The organism is Streptococcus sanguinis (assembly GCF_003943735.1).
Taxonomy (GTDB): Bacteria; Bacillota; Bacilli; order Lactobacillales; family Streptococcaceae; genus Streptococcus; species Streptococcus sanguinis_E.
Genome location: NZ_RJMV01000002.1, coordinates 15314 through 34211, shown reverse-complemented (window position 1 = coordinate 34211; position 18898 = coordinate 15314). Strand labels below are relative to the sequence as shown.

Here is an 18898-nt window from a genome sequence, read left to right as displayed (position 1 = left end):
TTTTGTTTCATCTTGTGTACTTATATCTATTATAAGTCTATCTATACCAATTTGCAATCCATTCTAAGAACTTTTGTTCATTAAAAAGCGAATTCTGTCAAAAAGTAAGCACAGTTTATTGTTTTGTTCTATTTTTTAATTATTCTAAAGAAGAAAGAATAAGAAACACTGGCTGTTCTCCTGAAAATTGATACAATGATAAAGCAAAAAACTGGGGTTGAATCCCAGTTTTTTGATATAAAATGTTCCTTATTTTGCAATTGAAGTCGTTTATCAGGTCTTTAGAAAAACGGCTATTTCTTTATTTCTAATTCACGCACCTGAAGCAAAACATTAGGTAAATCTGCCCCAGCCTGAAGAAGAGCAGCAGCCGTATAAGCGCCTTCTACCAAAGGAACATTATTGATAATGATTTCCTTGTCAGAAAAGTCCGCGACCATTTCCAGATTCATCCGAGCCGAACCCAGATCGAAAAAGGCCAAAATAGTGTCCTTGTCATTGGCATCTAAAGCTGCCTGAATCCCTTCAAAGCTCGTACCAATGCTACCGTCGTCCAATCCACCTACATAGCTGATGCCCACATCTGCCGCCACCTGCGAAATGAGGTCAAACAAGCCTTGGGCCAGGTTTTTGGAATGGGAAACGATAAGAATGCCAGTATCTGCCATCAGCCTGCCTCCGTTTCTAACAGAGCCTCAAAGAGGAGACCAGATGAAGCCGAACCGGGATCAATATGACCGATAGACCGCTCACCGACATAGGAAGCCCGCCCCTTGGTCGCTTTCAGATCTTTGGTCGCTTCCACTAGGGAGCCAATTTTTTCATGCGTCAAGCATCCGGACTGCAGAGAAATAGGAATCCCCGACCAGACATCCACCATGGTCTTCTCACCCGGCACAGCCTTGCCCCGCTTCTGAATCATGTCCAGCCCAGCTTGGATGACTCCTGACAAGTCTTTGCCGTCTTTTTCGGCCTTGGCCATGCCCATGAAGGCCGAGCCATAGAGAGGGCCGGAAGCACCACCGACCTTACTAATCAGCTGCATGGAAACAGCCTGAAAAACCTCAGCCGCACTAGCAAAGTCCTTAGCAGCTAAACTCTCTACTGCTGCTGCCATTCCTCTGGCCATATTGCCACCGTGATCACCGTCGCCGATGGGAGTGTCGAGATCAGACAGATAGGCTTTCTGGTCCTGGATCTTCTCGTTGAACAACTGCATCCATTTTTTTGCTCTTGCTGCGTCCATAAGCACCTCCTTACCAAGCGGCTGTCGTGACAGGACTGTTGAGAGCTGTCAGCCAGTCTGGCTGATCCAGCTCGATAAAGGTCAGAGAAATCCCTGCCATATCAATGGAGGTCATGTAATTGCCCAGTTTTTTATAGACAACTTCGACTCCAACATCTGCCAGAAGATTTGCTACATCGGCCGCAAAGACATACTGCTCCATGAGCGGTGTTGCACCCATACCATTGATGAGGATACCAATTTTCTTGCCAGATTTGAGCTCAACAGACTGACTGAGCTTTTCGACCAATTCTTTGGCTAAGTCCTTAGACGGCTGCATCTTTTCCTTGCGATAGCCGGGCTCACCATGGATACCAATGCCAAACTCTATCTCATCATCAGCCAAAACAAAACCAGGCTTGCCGACTTCCGGTACAGTTGCACCGCTCAGAGCCAAGCCAACCGTGTGAATATTTTTGACCAGCTCATCGGCCAAAGCCTTGATTTCAGTCAGAGATTTGCCAGCACGCGCCGCATCCCCTAGAATCTTATGGACAAGAATGGTACCAGCCACTCCGCGGCGACCTTGCGTATAGAGGCTGTCTTCCACTGCGATATCGTCATCTACGACGACACTAGCCACCTCAATCCCTTCCATCTCAGCCATTTCCTGAGCCATTTCAAAGTTCATGATGTCACCGGAGTAATTCTTGATCACCATGAAGACCCCAGCTCCCTCATCTGCTTCCTTGATAGCTTGCAAGACTTGGTCAGGTGTTGGTGAAGTAAAAACCGCTCCGCAAATAGCAGCCGACAGCATGCCCTCACCGACAAAGCCAGCGTGGGAAGGTTCATGACCACTGCCACCGCCAGAAATCAAGCCAACCTTGCCTGTCTTCTTACTCTTGCGGGCAATGATATCAAAGCCCTCCACCCGATAAACCAAATCGCTGTGAATATAGGCTAAGCCCTCCAGCATCTCATCTACAACCGCTGTTGGATCGTTGATAATTTTCTTCATAGGTGTCCTCCGTTTCTCGTCGTTTCTTTATGTTGAGCAATTCGCCCTAAAAAGAAAGCGCTATCATTTTGATATTATTTTAACATTTTATCTTACCGAAAGCAAATTCTGCCACATCCTAGAATAGAAGAAAGCATCAAATTAGTTGACAAGAAAAAGTAGACAGTGTATACTAAAGATAGATAAGTAGACAGTGTATACTTTTGGAGGAGATACATGAAACGCAATACTGCCCAGCTGAAAGAACAGCTCATCCAAACAGGGATTGACGAAATCGGAAAACACGGAATTGAACAGCTTTCGCTCAGGACTGTTGCCAAGGCCTGCGGTGTAACTCACGGCAGCCCTTACCGCCATTTTGAGAGCAAGGAAGGCTACCTTAAGGTCGTTTTGACCCAGCTTTCGCTCTTTCTCAATCAGGAAATCAATGAAAATATTGATGCGACAGATTCTGCGCGTGATCAGCTGATCCAGCTTGGTCTTAATTTCATTATTTTTGCCAAGACCTACCCTCATTTTTTCGAAGCTCTCTTTATCAAATTTCCTTTTAAATATATGAAGGTAACGCAGAACACCATCCTCTTGGAGTCTGACCTGCCTGGATTTGATAAATTTAAGGAGCTTGTTTTAAAGCTTCGCGAGGAGGAAAATTTTAGCAATAGCGAAGCAGAAAGTCTTTTTCACTTTTGGAGCTTTATCACAGGCCTAGCCGTTCTAGCCAACAGTCCCATCGGACAAGACCTTGATCCCCAAGCCATCCAAAGCACGATTGAGCACATGCTTGACATTTATATCAAAGGAGAACGATCATGAAAACCTTGATTATTTACACCCACCCCAGCCCAACTGGCTTCAATGCTGCTATTCTCAAAGAAGTTCAAAACAATCTTTCTAAAAAGCACGAGGTGAAAACCTTGGACTTGTATGCTGAAAATTTTGATCCAATCTTGCGCTTTGACCAAGAACATAGACGCCGTGACCTGCACAAAGACCCTGAAATGGCAAAATACCGGGATTTGATTACTTGGGCAGACCATCTGATTTTCATTTTCCCTATCTGGTGGAGCGGTATGCCGGCCATTCTCAAAGGATTTATCGACCGTGTCCTTGCAGCTGACTTTGCCTACTCTTATAAGAAAGTCGGACTCCAAGGCCACCTGCAAGGCAAGTCTGCCTGGATTATCGTCAGCCATAACACACCAGGTTTTGCCCTGCCTTTTGTCCAAGACTATGGCAAGGTACTTAAAAATCAAATCCTGAAATTTTGTGGTATTTCTCCAGTCAAACTGACAGAGCTCAACGGAGTAGAACGCAAAACAGACCAACAACGCCAAGAAATGCTCAAGAAAATCGGACAACTGGCCAGTCAAATTTAAGATAAAGAAAACGGGAGCGGGAAAGAACTTCAAACAAGTTAAAAAAGTTCGTCTTCCCACCCCCGCGCAGTTGGTTAGGTCATCTTTGGAGCTTAAAAAGCGAAGGAAGATGCCAATTAACCACCGCGTCATCTATTTTTTCTAATTTAGATTCAAAAGCCTGGACTTTTTGTCCAGGCTCGTTTTTATGTCTAATCCAACCCTACGCGCTTGAAGATTTCATCCACGCGTTTTGTATAGTAAACTGGGTTGAAGATTTCATCAATCTCTTCCTGAGTCAGACGGGAAGCGACTTCTGGATCCGCTTCGAGCAAAGGCTTGAAGTCTACTTGATTATCCCAAGAGTAGGCTGTTTTTGGTTGCACCAAGTCATAGGCTTGCTCACGGGTCATGCCTTTCTCAATCAAGGTCAACATGGCACGTTGGCTAAAGATAAGACCAAAAGTTGAGTTCATGTTGCGGATCATGTTTTCAGGGAAGACTGTCAAGTTCTTGACGATATTTCCAAAACGGTTGAGCATGTAGTCAATCAAAATGGTCGTGTCCGGTGTGATGATACGCTCAGCTGATGAATGAGAAATATCACGTTCGTGCCAGAGAGCGACGTTTTCATAGGCCGTCACCATGTGGCCACGAATGACACGTGCCAGACCAGTCATGTTCTCAGAACCGATAGGGTTGCGTTTGTGAGGCATTGCTGAAGAACCTTTTTGACCCTTAGCAAAGAACTCTTCCACTTCGCGCTGCTCAGACTTTTGCAGACCACGGATTTCAGTTGCCATGCGCTCGATAGACGTCGCAATCAAGGCTAGAGCTGAGAAGTATTCAGCATGGAGGTCACGTGGCAGGACTTGGGTCGAAATCTCCTGCGGACGGATGCCTAATTTCTCACAGACATAACTTTCCACAAATGGTGGAATGTTGGCAAAATTCCCAACCGCACCAGAGATTTTCCCAGCTTCCACACCCGCAGCCGCAATCTCGAAACGTTCAATATTGCGCTTCATTTCGCTGTACCAAGTCGCGAGCTTAAGACCGAAAGTCGTAGGCTCCGCATGCACCCCGTGGGTCCGTCCCATCATGATGGTGAACTTGTGCTCCCGCGCCCGCTCTGCAATGATGTCAGTGAAGCGACGCAGATCCTCACGAATAATGTCATTAGCCTGCTTGTAGAGGTAGCCGTAGGCCGTATCCACCACATCGGTTGAGGTCAGGCCATAGTGCACCCACTTGCGCTCCTCACCCAGTGTCTCAGAAACCGCCCGAGTAAAGGCCACCACATCGTGGCGCGTCTCCTGCTCAATCTCCAAGATGCGGTCGATGTCAAAGCCCGCCTTCTCACGAATCAAGGCCACATCTTCCTTGGGAATCTCACCCAACTCAGCCCAAGCCTCATCAGCCAGAATCTCTACCTCCAGCCAAGCCTTATATTTATTTTCTTCAGTCCAAATGTTCGCCATTTCGGGGCGAGAGTAACGGTTGATCATGGTTAGTTCTCCTTGATTCTTATCTACCTAATAGTAGTGACGATATAATATTACCTAAAGTACCTGATACTATATCTTTAATGAACTGTTGATTAAAAAATGTTGCGTTTTCTTTAACAATTACAGTAAACTCAGTCTCATTATTTTTATTAACCGCATCAAGTAATTTCTTTAAAATTTCAACAGTTTGTTCAGATAAAACAGAAGAATTACTAATAATCTGTTGAAGCTGTTGAGAAAGTTCGGGCCAAGGGAAGGAAATATTAGCATCTATGCTGGATTTTCCTATTTTAGAATCTTTAATAATGCTTGAATTGACATTATTATCACCTTTTATTGCGACATTATTCTCTGAACCAAAATTATTTCCAATTACATTATCATTGCCCGACACATTTGTTTGAGATACCTCCTTTTCATAGATATTTTTACTATCATAATTCTCGATATTTTGATTTTTTATATCGATGTATATATTTTCCGCTTTATTACCAAAAGATTCAGTAATAATATTAAAAACAGTATCTCTAAATTTAGCGTCTTCAAAATACAATAAATAATTCCGGCTCGACCCCAAATTAAACACTATATAATATTTTGACTTCAAATGATTTTGATGTTTATTATAAACATACCACGCATACAGACCGAAAAATACTAAACCTAGAAATGGTGGGATTAATCCAATAATAAATAGAACTATCAAAATGATTATATCTAGTAGTGTAACTGGTGATTTAAACTCATTTTTGCTTAACATAGATAAATTTGTTATTTGGATGCTATTATTTCTAGTGATAATTGCATTATTTTTTATAGTTAAGCCATCAGTTTCAATAGTATATCCATTCTCAACGCTCTTTAATAACTCAGGTATCATTATATTCTCCTTAAAATTAAATCTAAATTTAATGATTGTTCATTCCAACATTTTACTCTACTGCCCACTCCGCTGCTTTCTGTGCATGGATCACTGTTGTGTCGTAGAGAGGCAGGTCAGTGTCGGATTGCTTGACGAGGAGACCAATCTCGGTACAACCCAAGATAACAGCTTCTGCGCCTGCTTTTTTCAAATCATCTATAACGGCAAGATAAGTCTGCTTTGAGCTTTCTTTGATGTTCCCTAGGCAAAGTTCGTCATAAATAATTCGATTAACCTCTGTAATACCAGCTTGGTCTGGAATCAGCACTTCTAACCCAGACTCTATTAATTTCTCCTTGTAAAAATCTTGGGTCATGGTGTACTTGGTTCCTAGGAGGCCGACTTTTTGAATACTGTCAGTCAACAAGGCCTGCGCAGTTGCTTGCGCAATATGCAAGATTGGAATCGTAATCTTTTCTTGTATCTGCGGAGCAACCTTGTGCATGGTGTTGGTGCAAATAACGATGAAATCTGCACCAGCTTGCTCTAAGCGCTGAGCAATATCTGCCAAAAGTTGACCGCTTTTCTCCCAATCTCCGACTGCCTGATAATGCTCAACCTCTGCAAAATCAACACTGTAAAGCAGAATCTTAGCAGAATGCAGGCCACCCAGCTCTTTTTTAATGGTTTCGTTGATGATTTGGTAGTAAGATGTGGTACTTTCCCAACTCATACCACCAATCAGACCGATAGTTTTCATAGACTAATTAAATTCCTCCTTGCTTATCGCCACCGACGGATAATGCGGCAGGGTGTTAAGGTCAGTATCCAGCGGCAAGTCGTAGATTGCCAAATAATTGTCTGTATACTGAGCTGTCAGTTCTTGATATTTGGCCTTTACTGTTTCCTGGTCGCTGCTGGCAAAGAGCACTTCCACAACAGCAGTTTCTTTGCCTTCTTCCACAAAGGCATTGACGATGATTTGAATCATAGAAACCTCCTATATCTTCGTAACTAAATCCAGCTTCTCAGCCTATTATTTATCCAATTCCACAATTTTTTAAGCAAATTTATAAAACAATTATGCCTTATAGTATGTTTTGTTTTAGAAAATTCTACCTTATCTATTAGCTCTCTATACTTTAGATTATCAATAATCCGATTTTTATAACTCTCACCACCATAGAAAATGCAGTCTCGTATTTTAGAGTAAGTTTGACTATCATCGCTTTTAGATGTTTTTTCTTGTGCAATTAACTCAGAATATATCTCTTTTGCTTTTGAATCCCCTAATTTTAATTTCATATTTATAATAAAACTACCAAGAGAATATGAAGAAATACACAAAAAATTCATTGTTCCCAAAATTGAAGATGTTTCGTTTGTTGTCCACTTATCTATAATAGTGTTAAACATTTTAAATGTTTCAGGTGTTTTATATATATAATCAACTATAGCTTTGGGAATTTTATATTGGTGAATCATTTGCTTATATATATCTATATCAGACCTTGACTGATTTATATATTCCATAATATATTTCACTAAGAGATGGTTAAATACTATGGGAATTATAACAGATATAAAAATACTCAACAAAATAATATTATTTGTTATTTTTCTAAGGATATAGATAGGTAATGACATAGCAAATATAAGATAAGCAACTGCTATCCATAGAAAAAACATTAAAATATTTGATTTTTTCACTACATCCTGTCTACAAATTACAATAAATATAAACGGAATTATATAATAATACAAACTAGTCCAATAATATCTAAGATTATTTAGAACACTAACCAAAAAAATAACGAGCATAATTCCTAGAACTACCAACACTATATTCTTAAAATATAGCTCTGTTTTCGGAAAAACCTTCATTATAAGCGAATACCCTAAAAGAATAGCAACAAAAGATAGCCCTACTATTTCCAAAACAATATCGCCTATTTCTCGCCTTTTTACAATATCTGATGTATGATTACTCTCAGTAATTAAAAAGTATTTCTTTTGCTTAACATCTTTAAAAATATTAATTTTTTCTTTTATCTTAGATACAAGTTCTTTACGCCACCAAAAAATCATTAAAGGGATTAAAATAAATAAGAATAATGACACAAGATATTTTCCTTGACCTGCTGCAACTACAAATGCGATAATCCAAATTATAGTAAAGAGTCGTTTTTTTCTTAACCTATCCATTAAAAATCAATCCCTTTCCCTAATTCAACCACGCTATCCGGCTCATCACTAAACAAAGTCACATGTCCCATTTTGCGATTGTGCTTCGCTTCTATTTTACCATACAGGTGAAGATGGGCGCTTGGATTTTCTGTGACATATTTCTCAGCGGCCTCGACATGTTGGCCAAGTACGTTGAGCATAACAGCTGGCGCATGTAGGTGGATGGCTGGCAATTGTGCTCCGAGAACACCCAAGATATGGGTGTCAAACTGCGAGAAGTCGCAGGCTTCGATAGAATAATGCCCAGAGTTGTGTGGCCGTGGGGCAATCTCGTTGACAATGATGTCATCAGCTGTCGCAAACATTTCCACGCAGAGGGTTCCAGACAAGTTCAGTTGTTCTGCTATTCGCACCGCCATTGCTTTAGCCTTGTCAGCCAGACTTTCCGAAATGCGAGCTGGCACGATGGTCTTAGACAGGATGTTGTTGCGGTGGATATTCTCCTGAACTGGGAAAACCGTCACATTCTTGCCATTCCCAGACACGATGACAGAAATTTCAAGGTCAAAATTAACGAATTCTTCCAAAACGCAGTCTGCTGAATCCGCTAACGCATAGGCTTCTTCCAAGTCTGCTGCCGAGCGAATAACCTTTTGTCCATGGCCATCGTATCCACCCGTCGCAGTCTTTAGGACATAGTTTTTCGATAGATCAATATCTGCCAAGTCTTGGCTTGAGGTCACAACCTTGTAGGGTGCCACAGTGACTTGAGCCTTGTTTGAGAGGAAGTCCTTTTCAAAAATGCGATTTTGCGAAATGCGGAGTAGATCTGTCCCTTGAGGAAGTTGTCCATCCTTGATAACGGCATCCAAACCGTCAGCATCAACATTTTCAAACTCATAGGTCAGGACATCGCAACGCTCAGCCAGCTGACGCAGGGCATCCACATCGTTATAAGGTGCCACGATGATTTCTGCCACACGAGAGGCTGGACAGTCCGCCACAGGATCCAGCGCGATAACCTTATGCCCCATGTAGATAGCAGAAATGGCCATCATCTGACCCAGCTGACCGCCACCGATAATTCCGATTGTTTTAGATGAGCTCATTTGTGGACTCCTCTGCGATTTTTCCTTGTTCTTCAGCAAAATTCGCTAGCGTTGCTGCTAGGTCTTGATCTTCAATGGCCAAAATCCGAAGGGCAGTCAAGGCAGCGTTTATCGCTCCCGCTTCACCGATAGCCATGGTTGCGACAGGTACACCACCCGGCATCTGTACGATAGAGTAAAGCGAGTCCAGACCGCTGAGCGCGCGTGATTTGACGGGTACACCGATGACAGGCAGAGTGGTTTTAGCCGCTACCATTCCTGGCAAATGGGCTGCGCCGCCAGCACCCGCGATAATGACCTTGATGCCACGGCTGCGGGCTTCTTCGGCATGCTGAAACATGAGGTCAGGCGTGCGGTGAGCAGAGACGACTTTCTTTTCGTAGGCTACACCGAAGCGATCTAAAATTTCAGCTGTTTTTTGCATGGTAGCCCAGTCGGATTTGGAGCCCATGATGATGGAAATAATTGGTTTCATTGTTAATATCCTTTTTCTTTTTGATAATGGTCTTAGGTGGTGGGTCGGAAGCAAACCTTCGGTTTCATTCCTAAAATTTGAGCCCGAAGTCTCAAATTTTCCCTAGACCAGAACATAGACTGTTCTGGTCTTTTCACCACGGCGACCATATCGTATTTAGCGACTGCGTCGCCTAAGCTAGAGCTAGTATGAAAATGCTCGAAGAAAATCGCAGAGTGTCAAAGAAAAGCGATGAAGTTCATCAAGGAGCTTTAACATAGTCAATCGTAGATTTCCGAAGAGTTTTATTTTACCGCCTTGCTTCCGATATCCGTTCGGTAAAAGAGACCTGTTGTGTCTTGTTTTTTTAGTTGGTCGTAGATTTTTTCCTGCGCAGCTGAGACGGTATCTGCTGTGGTGACCAGCATGTACACTCTGCCACCATTTGACAGCAGTGCTCTGCTATTTTCCTCAAACTTCGCCCCAGCATAGTAGGTGATGATGCCGCCATCTGTCTTCTCCGGCAGAGGCAGGCCTTTCTCATAGTCCAGCGGGTAGCCCTCTGAGGCAACAACCACGCCAAGGGTCACGCCCTCATCCAGCCAAGTGATAGCAGGCTCTTTTTTGTCTAAAATGTCCGTGATATTCTGCGCAAAGTCAGACGTCAGGCGCGGCAGGATAATCTGTGTCTCTGGATCGCCAAAGCGCGAGTTGAACTCGATAACCTTGGGGCCATCTGCTGTCAGAATCAGCCCAGCATAGAGCACGCCCAGATAAGGTCGGCCCTCAGCTATCATGCCTTTGAGAACGGGCTTGATAATCGTCTCAACTGACTGGTCCACCACGCTTTGTGGCAGGTGAGGCACCGGCGCATAAGCTCCCATGCCACCTGTATTGGGTCCCTTGTCGCCATCATAGGCCCGCTTATGATCCTGGGCCGTTGGCATGATGTAAAACTTGTCGCCATTGACAAAGGCAAAGAGGGAGAACTCCTCGCCATCCAGGAACTCCTCGATAACCACACGCGCACCCGAGTCGCCGAACTTATTGTCCAAGAGCATCTCCTGCGCGGCCTCGACCGCTTGCTCCACTGTCTCTGCGACGACTACGCCCTTGCCCAGAGCCAAGCCGTCCGCCTTGACCACGATAGGCGCTCCCTGCTTTTCGATGTAGGCTTTAGCTTCCTCAAAGTCGGAAAATGTGCCATAGGCTGCTGTTGGCACACCGTATTTGACCATGATTTCCTTGGCAAAATCTTTGGACCACTCCAGCTCCGCTGCTAAACGAGATGGACCGAAAGCCTTGAGCCCAGCTTGGTTAAAATCATCTACAATTCCAGCTGCCAGAGCATCATCTGGACCAATAAAAGACCAAGCAACATCATTCTCCTTGGCAAATTCGATTAGTTTGGAATGTTCGGAAATTCCAATATTTACTAAATCCAACCCATCCAAGGTCATCCCGTCATTTCCAGGAGCGACAAACACCTGCTCCACACCCTGAGACTCCAACAACTTCTTGGCAATCGCATGCTCACGACCGCCTGAACCAACAACTAAAAGCTTCATAGCCAAGATACCTCAATATCAAATATCACAGGCGCTTACGCACCAAGCTAACACATCACGTAAAAATCATTGCCATTTTTACGAATTATTTATCTAAATTATATCATAATCGTTCGTTATATTCCATTCTAATGAGAAAAAGAATATCTCCTCTATATGATCGCCGTAATTATTGTTGTCTTCAGCCTTCTCCTTTTTGAGTGGATTATGCCTATTTTAGACAGAAAATATTCAGGGCTTTTCAAATTTACTATCATTTTCAAATAAGTTTTCCGAATAATACAGGTGGGCCCATCCAAAACCATTCTCACAAAGGAGTTTTATGAAGAAATATCAAAAACTGTTTTTATTATCCGGAGCTGTCCTAGGTCTCTTTGCGAGCCACTCAACAGTCCATGCGACCGAAACGCCTGAATCTGAAGTCAAAATTCTAGGCCCTACTGATCGTGCCAGCAATGTCGATGTGACTGTGAACGATCGTACAGCCTCTATTAGTTATACCCGTTCTCAAGCTCAAGAACCTTATCTTATTGCTCATGCTGTTTGGTCTGAAGAAAACGGACAAGATGATTTGAAATGGTATGATACACCACAAACACCCATCACTGACATTGACTTAAGCAACCATCCAGGATATGGTACGTTTCATGTTCATACTTACATACGGATAGGAGAGCGCTTGGTAGCTCTAAATGCCACTACCTTTCATGTAGATAAACCAGCTAGTAAAACGAATGCATCCGTCTCAGGAGGTACAGGACGCATTAGTTTTTCCCGTAACAAAGACCAAACTCACTCAAAGATTGTCCATGCTGTCTGGTCAGAGGAAAAAGGCAGCGACGACCTTCAGTGGTATGACGCAGGAGAAGAATCAACTGAATTTAATCTTTCCAAACATCGTGGTTATGGACGATACTTCGTTGACACTTATGAAAATGTAAACGGAAAAATGATTTTCCTATCTGGTACTACGTTCCATCTTGAAAATCCGAAACCGATAATCGAAACCAGCTTCCCTCAGACCGGTATCATGGAAATTACTGTCAAAAACGTACCTGACACTATGTATAAAGTAGTTCTTCCTACTTGGTCTGATAAGAAAGGGCAAGATGATCTACAATGGTACGAAGCAAGCAAAAATCCGGATGGTAGCTACAGCGCTCGGGTGGAACTCAGAAAGCATAACTACGACACTGGAACTTACAATATCCACCTTTACGGTCAAAGCTATGTTCAACCGGAATCAACTGGTATAACAGGAACGACAGTTCAAGTTGACAGCGGAAAATTACCTTCGGACGAGGAACAGAAACCTCTTTTTACTGTGGAAAATATCAACCCCAAACAAGGGACCTACACCGTGAAAACTACCGAAACTAGCTTATCTAAACCTATTCAATCTGTCCGGGTGCCAATTTGGAGCACTAGTAATCAGAGCAATCTTAAATGGTATGCAGCCACTCCTAACGGAGATGGCTCCTTCAGCGCAACCTTTGATATCCGTAATCACCAGGCTTTGTCTGGAACCTATAACAACCATGTGTATGTCACCTATAAGGACGGCAGTGAGCGTAGCTACGCAGCAGATTCCGTCTCAATGTCCACCGACCAAATTCAAGCCAAGGTTGCAGTCATGAAAACTGAGGCCAATCGTTATGAGGTGACCGTGACAGACGCCTACGGAGATGGCGATATTATTCTGCCAACTTGGTCAGAAGTCAATGGGCAAGATGATATCAAATGGTATACTGCAAATAAGGTCGGCAATGGAACTTACAAATTTACCGTGGATACTCAAAATCACAAGGGGAGCGGTCTATTTAACACCCATGTCTATCGTAGAAAAGCGGGACAGTTAATCGGCCTGACTGGAACTAGCTATCAGGTTGAAAAATCAAGCGTTCAATCAGCTAATATTCAGCCTAACTATGCCGCTGCTAATGCGACAACCTATCCGGTCGGTCAATGCACTTGGGGAGCCAAAGCTCTAGCTCCTTGGGCAGGAAATTACTGGGGCAACGGCGGTCAATGGGCAGCTAGTGCTAGAAGAGCTGGATTCCGTACCGGCAGTAGGCCTGAGGTTGGCGCCATTGCCTGCTGGGATGACGGCGGCTACGGCCACGTCGGTGTTGTGACTCATGTCGAATCCAATACCCGCATCCAGATCCAAGAGTCTAACTATCTCGGCAAGCAATACATCAGCAACTTCCGTGGCTGGTTTGATCCAACTGCTTCTTACTGGGGCCGCCTGACCTATATCTACCCTAAATAAATCGCTTTCGCACTCTTCAAAATCACTTCAAACTAGTGCTTTAAGCAGACTGCTCCTGCTTAGTTTGTTCATAAATTTCATTGAGTATAAGTCTACTCAAAAATCCTCGGTCGAGCCGAGGATTTTTTATATTTCTCAATGCCTAAAATGCCGTACGCCGGTGAAAATCATAGTCAATCCATGCTTGTCAGCTGCGACAATAGATTCCTCATCACGAACGGATCCACCAGGCTGGATGATAGCTTTGATACCAGCGGCTGCGATTTCTTCAATATTGTCCGCAAAAGGGAAGAAGGCGTCAGAAGCCAGAGCAGCACCGTCAAGGCGAACTTTGGCTTGCTCAATAGCAATCTTGACAGAAGCCACACGGTTAGTCTGACCGGGACCGACTCCCAGCACCTGACGGTCATTGGTGATGATGATACCATTGGATTTGACATATTTGACGGACTTCCAAGCAAATTCCAAAGCCACACGCTCCTGCTCGGTCGGCTGGCGCTTGGTCACGACCTGCCAATCAGCTGGATTTTCCTCGATAACATCTTGATTTTGCACGAGGAGACCACCCAGAACACCGGTCACTTCCTTCTCGGCTCCAGAAGCTGCCTGCGCATCAAAATCCAACTCCAAAATACGTAGATTTTTCTTTTTATTGGTCAAAATAGCTAGCGCTTCTGACGTGTAGCTCGGTGCGATGATGATTTCCAGAAAAATACCGTGCATCTTCTCAGCTGTCGCAGCATCCACCTGACGGTTGAGGACGACAATCCCACCAAAAATAGAAACCGGATCAGACTCATAGGCATAGTCCCAAGCTGTCTCGATATCATCCGCTTGACCAATGCCACAAGGATTCATATGTTTTAGCGCCACAACAGTTGGCCGATCCTTAAAATCTCGAATAATCCGAATTGCCGCATCCGCATCACGAATGTTATTGAAGGACAACTCTTTCCCATTCAACTGCTTGGCGGAAGCGATGGAATAGTCCAGTGGTAAAGCAGTCTGATAGAAATCCGCATCCTGCTGGGGATTTTCCCCGTAGCGCATGGGCTGCTTGAGTTCATAGGTCAAGGTCAGCTTTTCAGGCTTGCTTTCGCCCACTTGAGCCGTGAAATAGTCCGCAATCAAAGCATCATAAGCAGCTGTGTGACGGAAAACCTTGGCTGCTAAGCGTTGCCGCGTTTCATAGGTCGTTTGGCCAACCTGTGCCAATTCTTCCAAAACCACAGCATAATCCACTGGGTCCACCACAACTGTCACGCTAGCATGGTTTTTCGCTGCTGAACGAAGCATAGAGGGGCCACCGATATCGATGTTTTCGACTGCATCAGCGTAAGTCACATCTGGTTTGAGAATGGTTTCCTTGAAAGGATAGAGATTGACCACCACAAGGTCAATCAATTCAATCTTATTATCTTTAGCCGCTTCCAAGTGGCTGTCCAAGTCACGACGAGCCAAAAGTCCGCCGTGTATATTTGGATGAAGGGTCTTGACACGACCGTCCATCATCTCTGGGAAACCAGTCACATCATCAATGGCAATGGTGCCCACTCCAGCACTATCAAGGGCAACCTTGGTCCCACCGGTTGAGATAATATCCCAGCCCAGAGCTTTCAGCTCTTTCGCAAATTCTACAATGCCTGTCTTATCTGAGACACTGATTAAGGCTTTTTTCGTCATTCTATTCCTCTTTCTTTAGGTCCAAGCGCATAGCAACTTCGTTATTTTCTTCTATAAATCCTGTTTCCTGAAAACCCAGACTAGTTAGCAGGTGCTTCATTTTTTCATTTCCAACCACATAATCTGCGATAATATGACTGCAAGCTCTATCCATCTGAGCCTTTTTGATCAGAACTTCCAAGGATTTTCGACCATAGCCTCTTCCTTGGTACTGCTGACCAATCATTATCCGCCAGATAAAGTATTCCGCTTCATCCTTGTCTATTTCCAGCAGGAGAAAGCCAACCACTTGCTCATCCCAATAGATTGCCATCGGAAACACATCTTCATTTTTCCGGTAGAGCCATGCGTCAGCTAAAGAGCGCACATTTGGAGCTACGAAACGTGCTTGTTCATCAGCTTCTGATATTTTCAAATCCAGCACTGCCTGAAAACTGCTCTCATCTACTAATTTCAGCTCAATCATTTTTTCTCCTAGCAATATCGCACAATCAAAACTTGATTTACTTCTTACCTTCTCCCCACCTCTAAACTTTCCAGCACTTGAGGATAAAGCTGATACTCGGCGGCATGAATACGTTCTTCAAAGCTTTCCAGCGTGTCTTCAGCTAAACACGGCACGCGCACTTGCTGGATAATCTTGCCAGTGTCCACACCCGAGTCCACCCAGTGAATGGTCACGCCAGACTGGTCCACGCCAGCATTCCAAGCATCCTCAATGCCATGAGCTCCTGGAAATTCTGGCAGGTAGGCTGGATGGATATTGATGATACGTCCCTCATAAGCACTAAGCAAGGTCGGACCGACAATCTTCATATAGCCCGCTAGGCAAACCAAGTCAATCTGGTGCTCTTCTAGCAGATCTACAATAGCTTGCTCGTAAGCTGCTTTACTGTCAAACTCTCTAAGCTCAAAGGCATAGCTTTTGACACCTAGCTTATCCGCCCGCTCGAGCACATAGGCATCGCGATGGTCTGAAAAGACAAACTCAACTGGAAATTGTTCCGCAATCACCTGAAAGTTTGAGCCGTTACCAGAGGCAAAAACCGCTATTTTTTTCATTTGATAAGGACACTTTCATTTTCTTTTTTGACAATCCGGCCGACTTCATAAACAGGCTCGTCAAGAAGTTCTTTGACACGATCCACATTTTCAGGAGCTACGGCCAAAATCATCCCTAACCCCATATTAAAGATTTCAAACATTTCTTGGTGCTTGATGTGACCATATTTTTCTAAGGCCTTAAAAATCGGCAAGACTGGAATCTTGTCTTCTTCAATCTCAGCAGCCAAGTCATCGGCAAACATGCGGGGCACATTTTCGATAAAACCGCCACCAGTAATATGGGCAATTCCATGAACCAGCTTTTCCTTAATCAGCGGCAGCAAAGCCTTGACATAGATACGAGTCGGCTCAAGCAGTACTTCCTTAAGTTTCTTGCCTTCCAATTCTGGTAAGACTTCTTCACCAGTGTAGTCTGCAAAGACACGGCGAACGAGTGAGTAACCATTTGAGTGGATACCGCTGGAAGCCAGCCCCAGAAGGACATCGCCCTCTGCGACTTTAGAGCCGTCAATAATCTCTGACTTTTCAGCAACTCCGACAGCAAAACCAGCTAGGTCATAATCATCTTCACCGTACATGCCAGGCATTTCAGCGGTTTCACCGCCAATCAAGGCAGCCCCAGACTGAACGCAGCCTTCAGCTACACCAGCAACAACTTGCTCCAGCTTTGCTGGTTCATTTTTCCCAGTAGCAATATAGTCCAGGAAGTAAAGGGGCTCAGCCCCTGCAGCGATGATGTCATTGACACACATAGCCACACAGTCCTGTCCAATGGTATCGTGCTTGTCATACTGAATGGCCAGCATGAGCTTGGTTCCGACCCCATCCGTACCAGAAATCAGCACCGGCTCCTTGACCCCAGTCTGAGACAGGTCAAACATGCCGCCAAAGCCACCCAGTGCTCCCATGACGCCAGCCCGCTCTGTACGTGCTACATGCTTTTTGATTCGCTCAACAACTTCATAACCTGCTTCAACATCCACACCGGATTGAGCGTATGCATTTTTATTTGTCATAATTTTCTTCCTTACTCTTATTTTTGAAAAAGATTGCGACAACTACCGCTGACCTCGTTTTAATAAAAACTCGTCTTCTCCTTCAGGCTTTCCAAATAGCGCTCTTCATAGTCATAGAGCGGAGTTGGGTACTGACCGTCAAAGTAAGCCACACAGAGGCCGCCATTCGGAGCGTCCGTCTCAATACCGACGGATTCAATGAGGCCTTCCAGCGACAGATAAGTCAGACTATCAGCTCCGATAATCTCACAGACCTCATCAACCGTATGATTGGCCGAGATGAGCTCACGACGATTCTGGATATCAATGCCATAGAAACATGGATATTTAAGTTCTGGACTGCCGATAGCCACATGGACTTCAGCTGCACCTGCATCTCGTAGGAGCTGGACGATACGTCGGCTGGTTGTTCCCCGTACGATAGAGTCATCCACCATGACCACGCGCTTGCCCTTGACAATACTGGAAACAGCGGATAATTTCATGCGAACTCCTTGCTCTCGCAACTCCTGCGTTGGTTGGATAAAAGTCCGTTGGATGTATTGATTTTTAATCAGGCCCATTTCATTTGGCAGACCAGACTCTTCGGAAAAGCCAGAGGCCGCTGACAGGGAAGAATTAGGCACGCCGACAACGATATCTGCCTCATGCTGGAATTCCTGAGCCAGCCTGCGGCCCATCCGCTTGCGGGCTGCATGGACATTGACCCCATGAATGACGCTGTCCGGCCGAGCAAAATAGACATATTCCATTGAGCAAATAGCCAGCCGGGTGTCTGTCGTATAGCTGTCGTAGGTCACGCCTTCATCATCAATAATCACGATTTCCCCTGGCTCAAGGTCACGCACCCATTCGGCACCCACCACTTCAAAAGCACAGGTTTCACTGGAAACGACCCAGGCCCCATTTTTCATACGGCCGATGGACAAAGGACGAAAGCCGTTAGGATCCAGCGCAGCGTAGAGCTTGTCCTCTCTCATGATGAGATAGGCAAAGCCGCCCTGAACTCGTCTCAAGGATTCCTTGAGCTTGTCCAAGAAATTTTCCTGCTTACTATGGCGAATCAAGTGCATGAGAATTTCCGTATCAGACGAGCTGGCAAAGATAGAACCCTTCTTTTCCAACTCCCGTCTCAGTGAATGGGCATTGGTCAGATTGCCATTATGCGCCAAGCCCATCTGCATATCATAGAAACTGAAGAAGAAAGGCTGGACATTATTGATGGAGGCCCCGCCAGACGTCGCATAGCGGACATGGCCGATAGCTGCTTCTCCTGTAAGATTATCCAAGTCTGCTGGGTTTTTAAAAACCTCTGCAACCAATCCCAAATCGCGGTGGCGTTTGAGCTTCCCATGGTCGTTTGACAGGAGGCCTGCTCCTTCCTGACCGCGGTGCTGCAGACTATGGAGTCCGAAATAGGTGACCTGAGCCGCCTGTGGATGGCCCCAGATTCCAAAAATACCGCACTCTTCATTCAGTGACTTTACTTCGTATGTCATTGTTTTACCTAAATTCTTTTATCTTGTAAAAGGGAGAAAACCTGGCCTAACAGGCCAAGCAGACTCCTTTTTTG

The 18898-nt window shown here is 44.6% G+C and carries 19 protein-coding genes; 3 read left to right on the top strand and 16 right to left on the bottom strand.

The window, feature by feature from the left end:
* Positions 1 to 293: 293 nt before the first annotated feature.
* Genes dhaM through dhaK form a run of 3 tightly spaced genes read right to left on the bottom strand, consistent with a single transcriptional unit; the run spans position 294 to position 2246 of the window.
* On the bottom strand, positions 294 to 668 hold the full coding sequence (gene dhaM / locus D8877_RS02590) for a dihydroxyacetone kinase phosphoryl donor subunit DhaM (protein WP_125352354.1): 375 nt from the start codon (positions 666 to 668) through the stop codon (positions 294 to 296).
* A complete protein-coding gene (gene dhaL / locus D8877_RS02585; protein WP_125352352.1) occupies positions 668 to 1246 on the bottom strand; it encodes a dihydroxyacetone kinase subunit DhaL in 579 nt (192 codons plus the stop codon). Before dhaL ends, dhaM begins: the two co-directional genes overlap by 1 nt.
* A gap of 10 nt (positions 1247 to 1256) precedes the next feature.
* On the bottom strand, positions 1257 to 2246 hold the full coding sequence (gene dhaK, locus D8877_RS02580; protein WP_125352350.1) for a dihydroxyacetone kinase subunit DhaK: 990 nt from the start codon (positions 2244 to 2246) through the stop codon (positions 1257 to 1259).
* 216 nt (positions 2247 to 2462) lie between these two features.
* On the opposite strand from dhaK, the gene D8877_RS02575 reads away from it, so the two are divergent.
* Both D8877_RS02575 and D8877_RS02570 read left to right on the top strand, forming a co-directional pair.
* Positions 2463 to 3059: a TetR/AcrR family transcriptional regulator gene (locus D8877_RS02575; protein ID WP_125340209.1), complete on the top strand. Its 597-nt coding sequence runs from the start codon at positions 2463 to 2465 to the stop codon at positions 3057 to 3059.
* Positions 3056 to 3622 carry an NAD(P)H-dependent oxidoreductase gene (locus D8877_RS02570; protein WP_125340208.1) on the top strand — a complete coding sequence of 189 codons (567 nt, stop codon included), beginning with the start codon at positions 3056 to 3058 and terminating at the stop codon, positions 3620 to 3622. Before D8877_RS02575 ends, D8877_RS02570 begins: the two co-directional genes overlap by 4 nt.
* A 191-nt stretch (positions 3623 to 3813) precedes the next feature.
* Here the strand turns inward: D8877_RS02570 and purB are convergent, their stop codons facing one another.
* From purB to purD, 8 genes are all read right to left on the bottom strand, one after another.
* Positions 3814 to 5109 carry an adenylosuccinate lyase gene (gene purB / locus D8877_RS02565; RefSeq protein WP_125340207.1) on the bottom strand — a complete coding sequence of 432 codons (1296 nt, stop codon included), beginning with the start codon at positions 5107 to 5109 and terminating at the stop codon, positions 3814 to 3816.
* 19 nt (positions 5110 to 5128) lie between these two features.
* On the bottom strand, positions 5129 to 5989 hold the full coding sequence (locus D8877_RS02560; protein WP_125340206.1) for a hypothetical protein: 861 nt from the start codon (positions 5987 to 5989) through the stop codon (positions 5129 to 5131).
* A 52-nt stretch (positions 5990 to 6041) separates the two neighbouring features.
* Entirely contained in the window at positions 6042 to 6731 is a 690-nt protein-coding gene (locus D8877_RS02555; protein ID WP_125340205.1) for an aspartate/glutamate racemase family protein, read from the bottom strand.
* A 3-nt stretch (positions 6732 to 6734) separates the two neighbouring features.
* Positions 6735 to 6962 carry a phosphoribosylaminoimidazole carboxylase gene (locus tag D8877_RS02550; RefSeq protein WP_125340204.1) on the bottom strand — a complete coding sequence of 76 codons (228 nt, stop codon included), beginning with the start codon at positions 6960 to 6962 and terminating at the stop codon, positions 6735 to 6737.
* A 23-nt stretch (positions 6963 to 6985) separates the two neighbouring features.
* Positions 6986 to 8176 (bottom strand): hypothetical protein, encoded by a 1191-nt coding sequence (locus D8877_RS02545; RefSeq protein WP_125352348.1) that lies wholly within the window; start codon positions 8174 to 8176, stop codon positions 6986 to 6988.
* Positions 8176 to 9267: a 5-(carboxyamino)imidazole ribonucleotide synthase gene (gene purK / locus D8877_RS02540; protein WP_125341732.1), complete on the bottom strand. Its 1092-nt coding sequence runs from the start codon at positions 9265 to 9267 to the stop codon at positions 8176 to 8178. The genes D8877_RS02545 and purK overlap by 1 nt, the downstream gene beginning before the upstream one ends.
* Positions 9254 to 9742 carry a 5-(carboxyamino)imidazole ribonucleotide mutase gene (purE, locus tag D8877_RS02535; protein ID WP_125341733.1) on the bottom strand — a complete coding sequence of 163 codons (489 nt, stop codon included), beginning with the start codon at positions 9740 to 9742 and terminating at the stop codon, positions 9254 to 9256. Before purE ends, purK begins: the two co-directional genes overlap by 14 nt.
* A gap of 284 nt (positions 9743 to 10026) precedes the next feature.
* Positions 10027 to 11289 (bottom strand): phosphoribosylamine--glycine ligase, encoded by a 1263-nt coding sequence (gene purD / locus D8877_RS02530; protein ID WP_125341734.1) that lies wholly within the window; start codon positions 11287 to 11289, stop codon positions 10027 to 10029.
* Between the two features lie 322 nt (positions 11290 to 11611).
* Here purD and lytF point away from each other — a divergent pair, with 322 nt between their 5' ends.
* A complete protein-coding gene (lytF, locus tag D8877_RS02520; RefSeq protein WP_125341735.1) occupies positions 11612 to 13561 on the top strand; it encodes a murein hydrolase LytF in 1950 nt (649 codons plus the stop codon).
* Positions 13562 to 13696: 135 nt separating this feature from the next.
* Here the strand turns inward: lytF and purH are convergent, their stop codons facing one another.
* The 5 genes from purH to purF are packed head-to-tail and all read right to left on the bottom strand — an operon-like array spanning position 13697 to position 18824.
* Complete coding sequence (gene purH, locus D8877_RS02515; RefSeq protein WP_125341736.1) at positions 13697 to 15244, bottom strand: bifunctional phosphoribosylaminoimidazolecarboxamide formyltransferase/IMP cyclohydrolase; 1548 nt, start codon at positions 15242 to 15244, stop codon at positions 13697 to 13699.
* A 1-nt stretch (position 15245) separates the two neighbouring features.
* Complete coding sequence (locus D8877_RS02510) at positions 15246 to 15710, bottom strand: GNAT family N-acetyltransferase (RefSeq protein WP_125341737.1); 465 nt, start codon at positions 15708 to 15710, stop codon at positions 15246 to 15248.
* A 44-nt stretch (positions 15711 to 15754) separates the two neighbouring features.
* Positions 15755 to 16306 (bottom strand): phosphoribosylglycinamide formyltransferase, encoded by a 552-nt coding sequence (gene purN, locus D8877_RS02505; protein ID WP_125341738.1) that lies wholly within the window; start codon positions 16304 to 16306, stop codon positions 15755 to 15757.
* Entirely contained in the window at positions 16303 to 17325 is a 1023-nt protein-coding gene (gene purM, locus D8877_RS02500) for a phosphoribosylformylglycinamidine cyclo-ligase (protein ID WP_125341739.1), read from the bottom strand. Before purM ends, purN begins: the two co-directional genes overlap by 4 nt.
* Positions 17326 to 17384: 59 nt before the next feature.
* Positions 17385 to 18824, bottom strand: coding sequence for an amidophosphoribosyltransferase (purF, locus tag D8877_RS02495; RefSeq protein ID WP_125341740.1), 1440 nt, complete (start codon positions 18822 to 18824; stop codon positions 17385 to 17387).
* Between the last annotated feature and the right edge of the window lie 74 nt (positions 18825 to 18898).

Coding starts and splice junctions, on each gene's coding strand:
- D8877_RS02545 (WP_125352348.1), bottom strand. CDS start 8,176: ATGGATAGGTTAAGAAAAAAACGACTCTTTACTATAATTTGGATTATC.
- purM (WP_125341739.1), bottom strand. CDS start 17,325: ATGACAAATAAAAATGCATACGCTCAATCCGGTGTGGATGTTGAAGCA.
- dhaL (WP_125352352.1), bottom strand. CDS start 1,246: ATGGACGCAGCAAGAGCAAAAAAATGGATGCAGTTGTTCAACGAGAAG.
- purB (WP_125340207.1), bottom strand. CDS start 5,109: ATGATCAACCGTTACTCTCGCCCCGAAATGGCGAACATTTGGACTGAA.
- lytF (WP_125341735.1), top strand. CDS start 11,612: ATGAAGAAATATCAAAAACTGTTTTTATTATCCGGAGCTGTCCTAGGT.
- purD (WP_125341734.1), bottom strand. CDS start 11,289: ATGAAGCTTTTAGTTGTTGGTTCAGGCGGTCGTGAGCATGCGATTGCC.
- D8877_RS02550 (WP_125340204.1), bottom strand. CDS start 6,962: ATGATTCAAATCATCGTCAATGCCTTTGTGGAAGAAGGCAAAGAAACT.
- purN (WP_125341738.1), bottom strand. CDS start 16,306: ATGAAAAAAATAGCGGTTTTTGCCTCTGGTAACGGCTCAAACTTTCAG.
- purE (WP_125341733.1), bottom strand. CDS start 9,742: ATGAAACCAATTATTTCCATCATCATGGGCTCCAAATCCGACTGGGCT.
- dhaM (WP_125352354.1), bottom strand. CDS start 668: ATGGCAGATACTGGCATTCTTATCGTTTCCCATTCCAAAAACCTGGCC.
- purH (WP_125341736.1), bottom strand. CDS start 15,244: ATGACGAAAAAAGCCTTAATCAGTGTCTCAGATAAGACAGGCATTGTA.
- D8877_RS02570 (WP_125340208.1), top strand. CDS start 3,056: ATGAAAACCTTGATTATTTACACCCACCCCAGCCCAACTGGCTTCAAT.
- purF (WP_125341740.1), bottom strand. CDS start 18,824: ATGACATACGAAGTAAAGTCACTGAATGAAGAGTGCGGTATTTTTGGA.
- purK (WP_125341732.1), bottom strand. CDS start 9,267: ATGAGCTCATCTAAAACAATCGGAATTATCGGTGGCGGTCAGCTGGGT.
- D8877_RS02560 (WP_125340206.1), bottom strand. CDS start 5,989: ATGATACCTGAGTTATTAAAGAGCGTTGAGAATGGATATACTATTGAA.
- D8877_RS02575 (WP_125340209.1), top strand. CDS start 2,463: ATGAAACGCAATACTGCCCAGCTGAAAGAACAGCTCATCCAAACAGGG.
- D8877_RS02510 (WP_125341737.1), bottom strand. CDS start 15,710: ATGATTGAGCTGAAATTAGTAGATGAGAGCAGTTTTCAGGCAGTGCTG.
- dhaK (WP_125352350.1), bottom strand. CDS start 2,246: ATGAAGAAAATTATCAACGATCCAACAGCGGTTGTAGATGAGATGCTG.
- D8877_RS02555 (WP_125340205.1), bottom strand. CDS start 6,731: ATGAAAACTATCGGTCTGATTGGTGGTATGAGTTGGGAAAGTACCACA.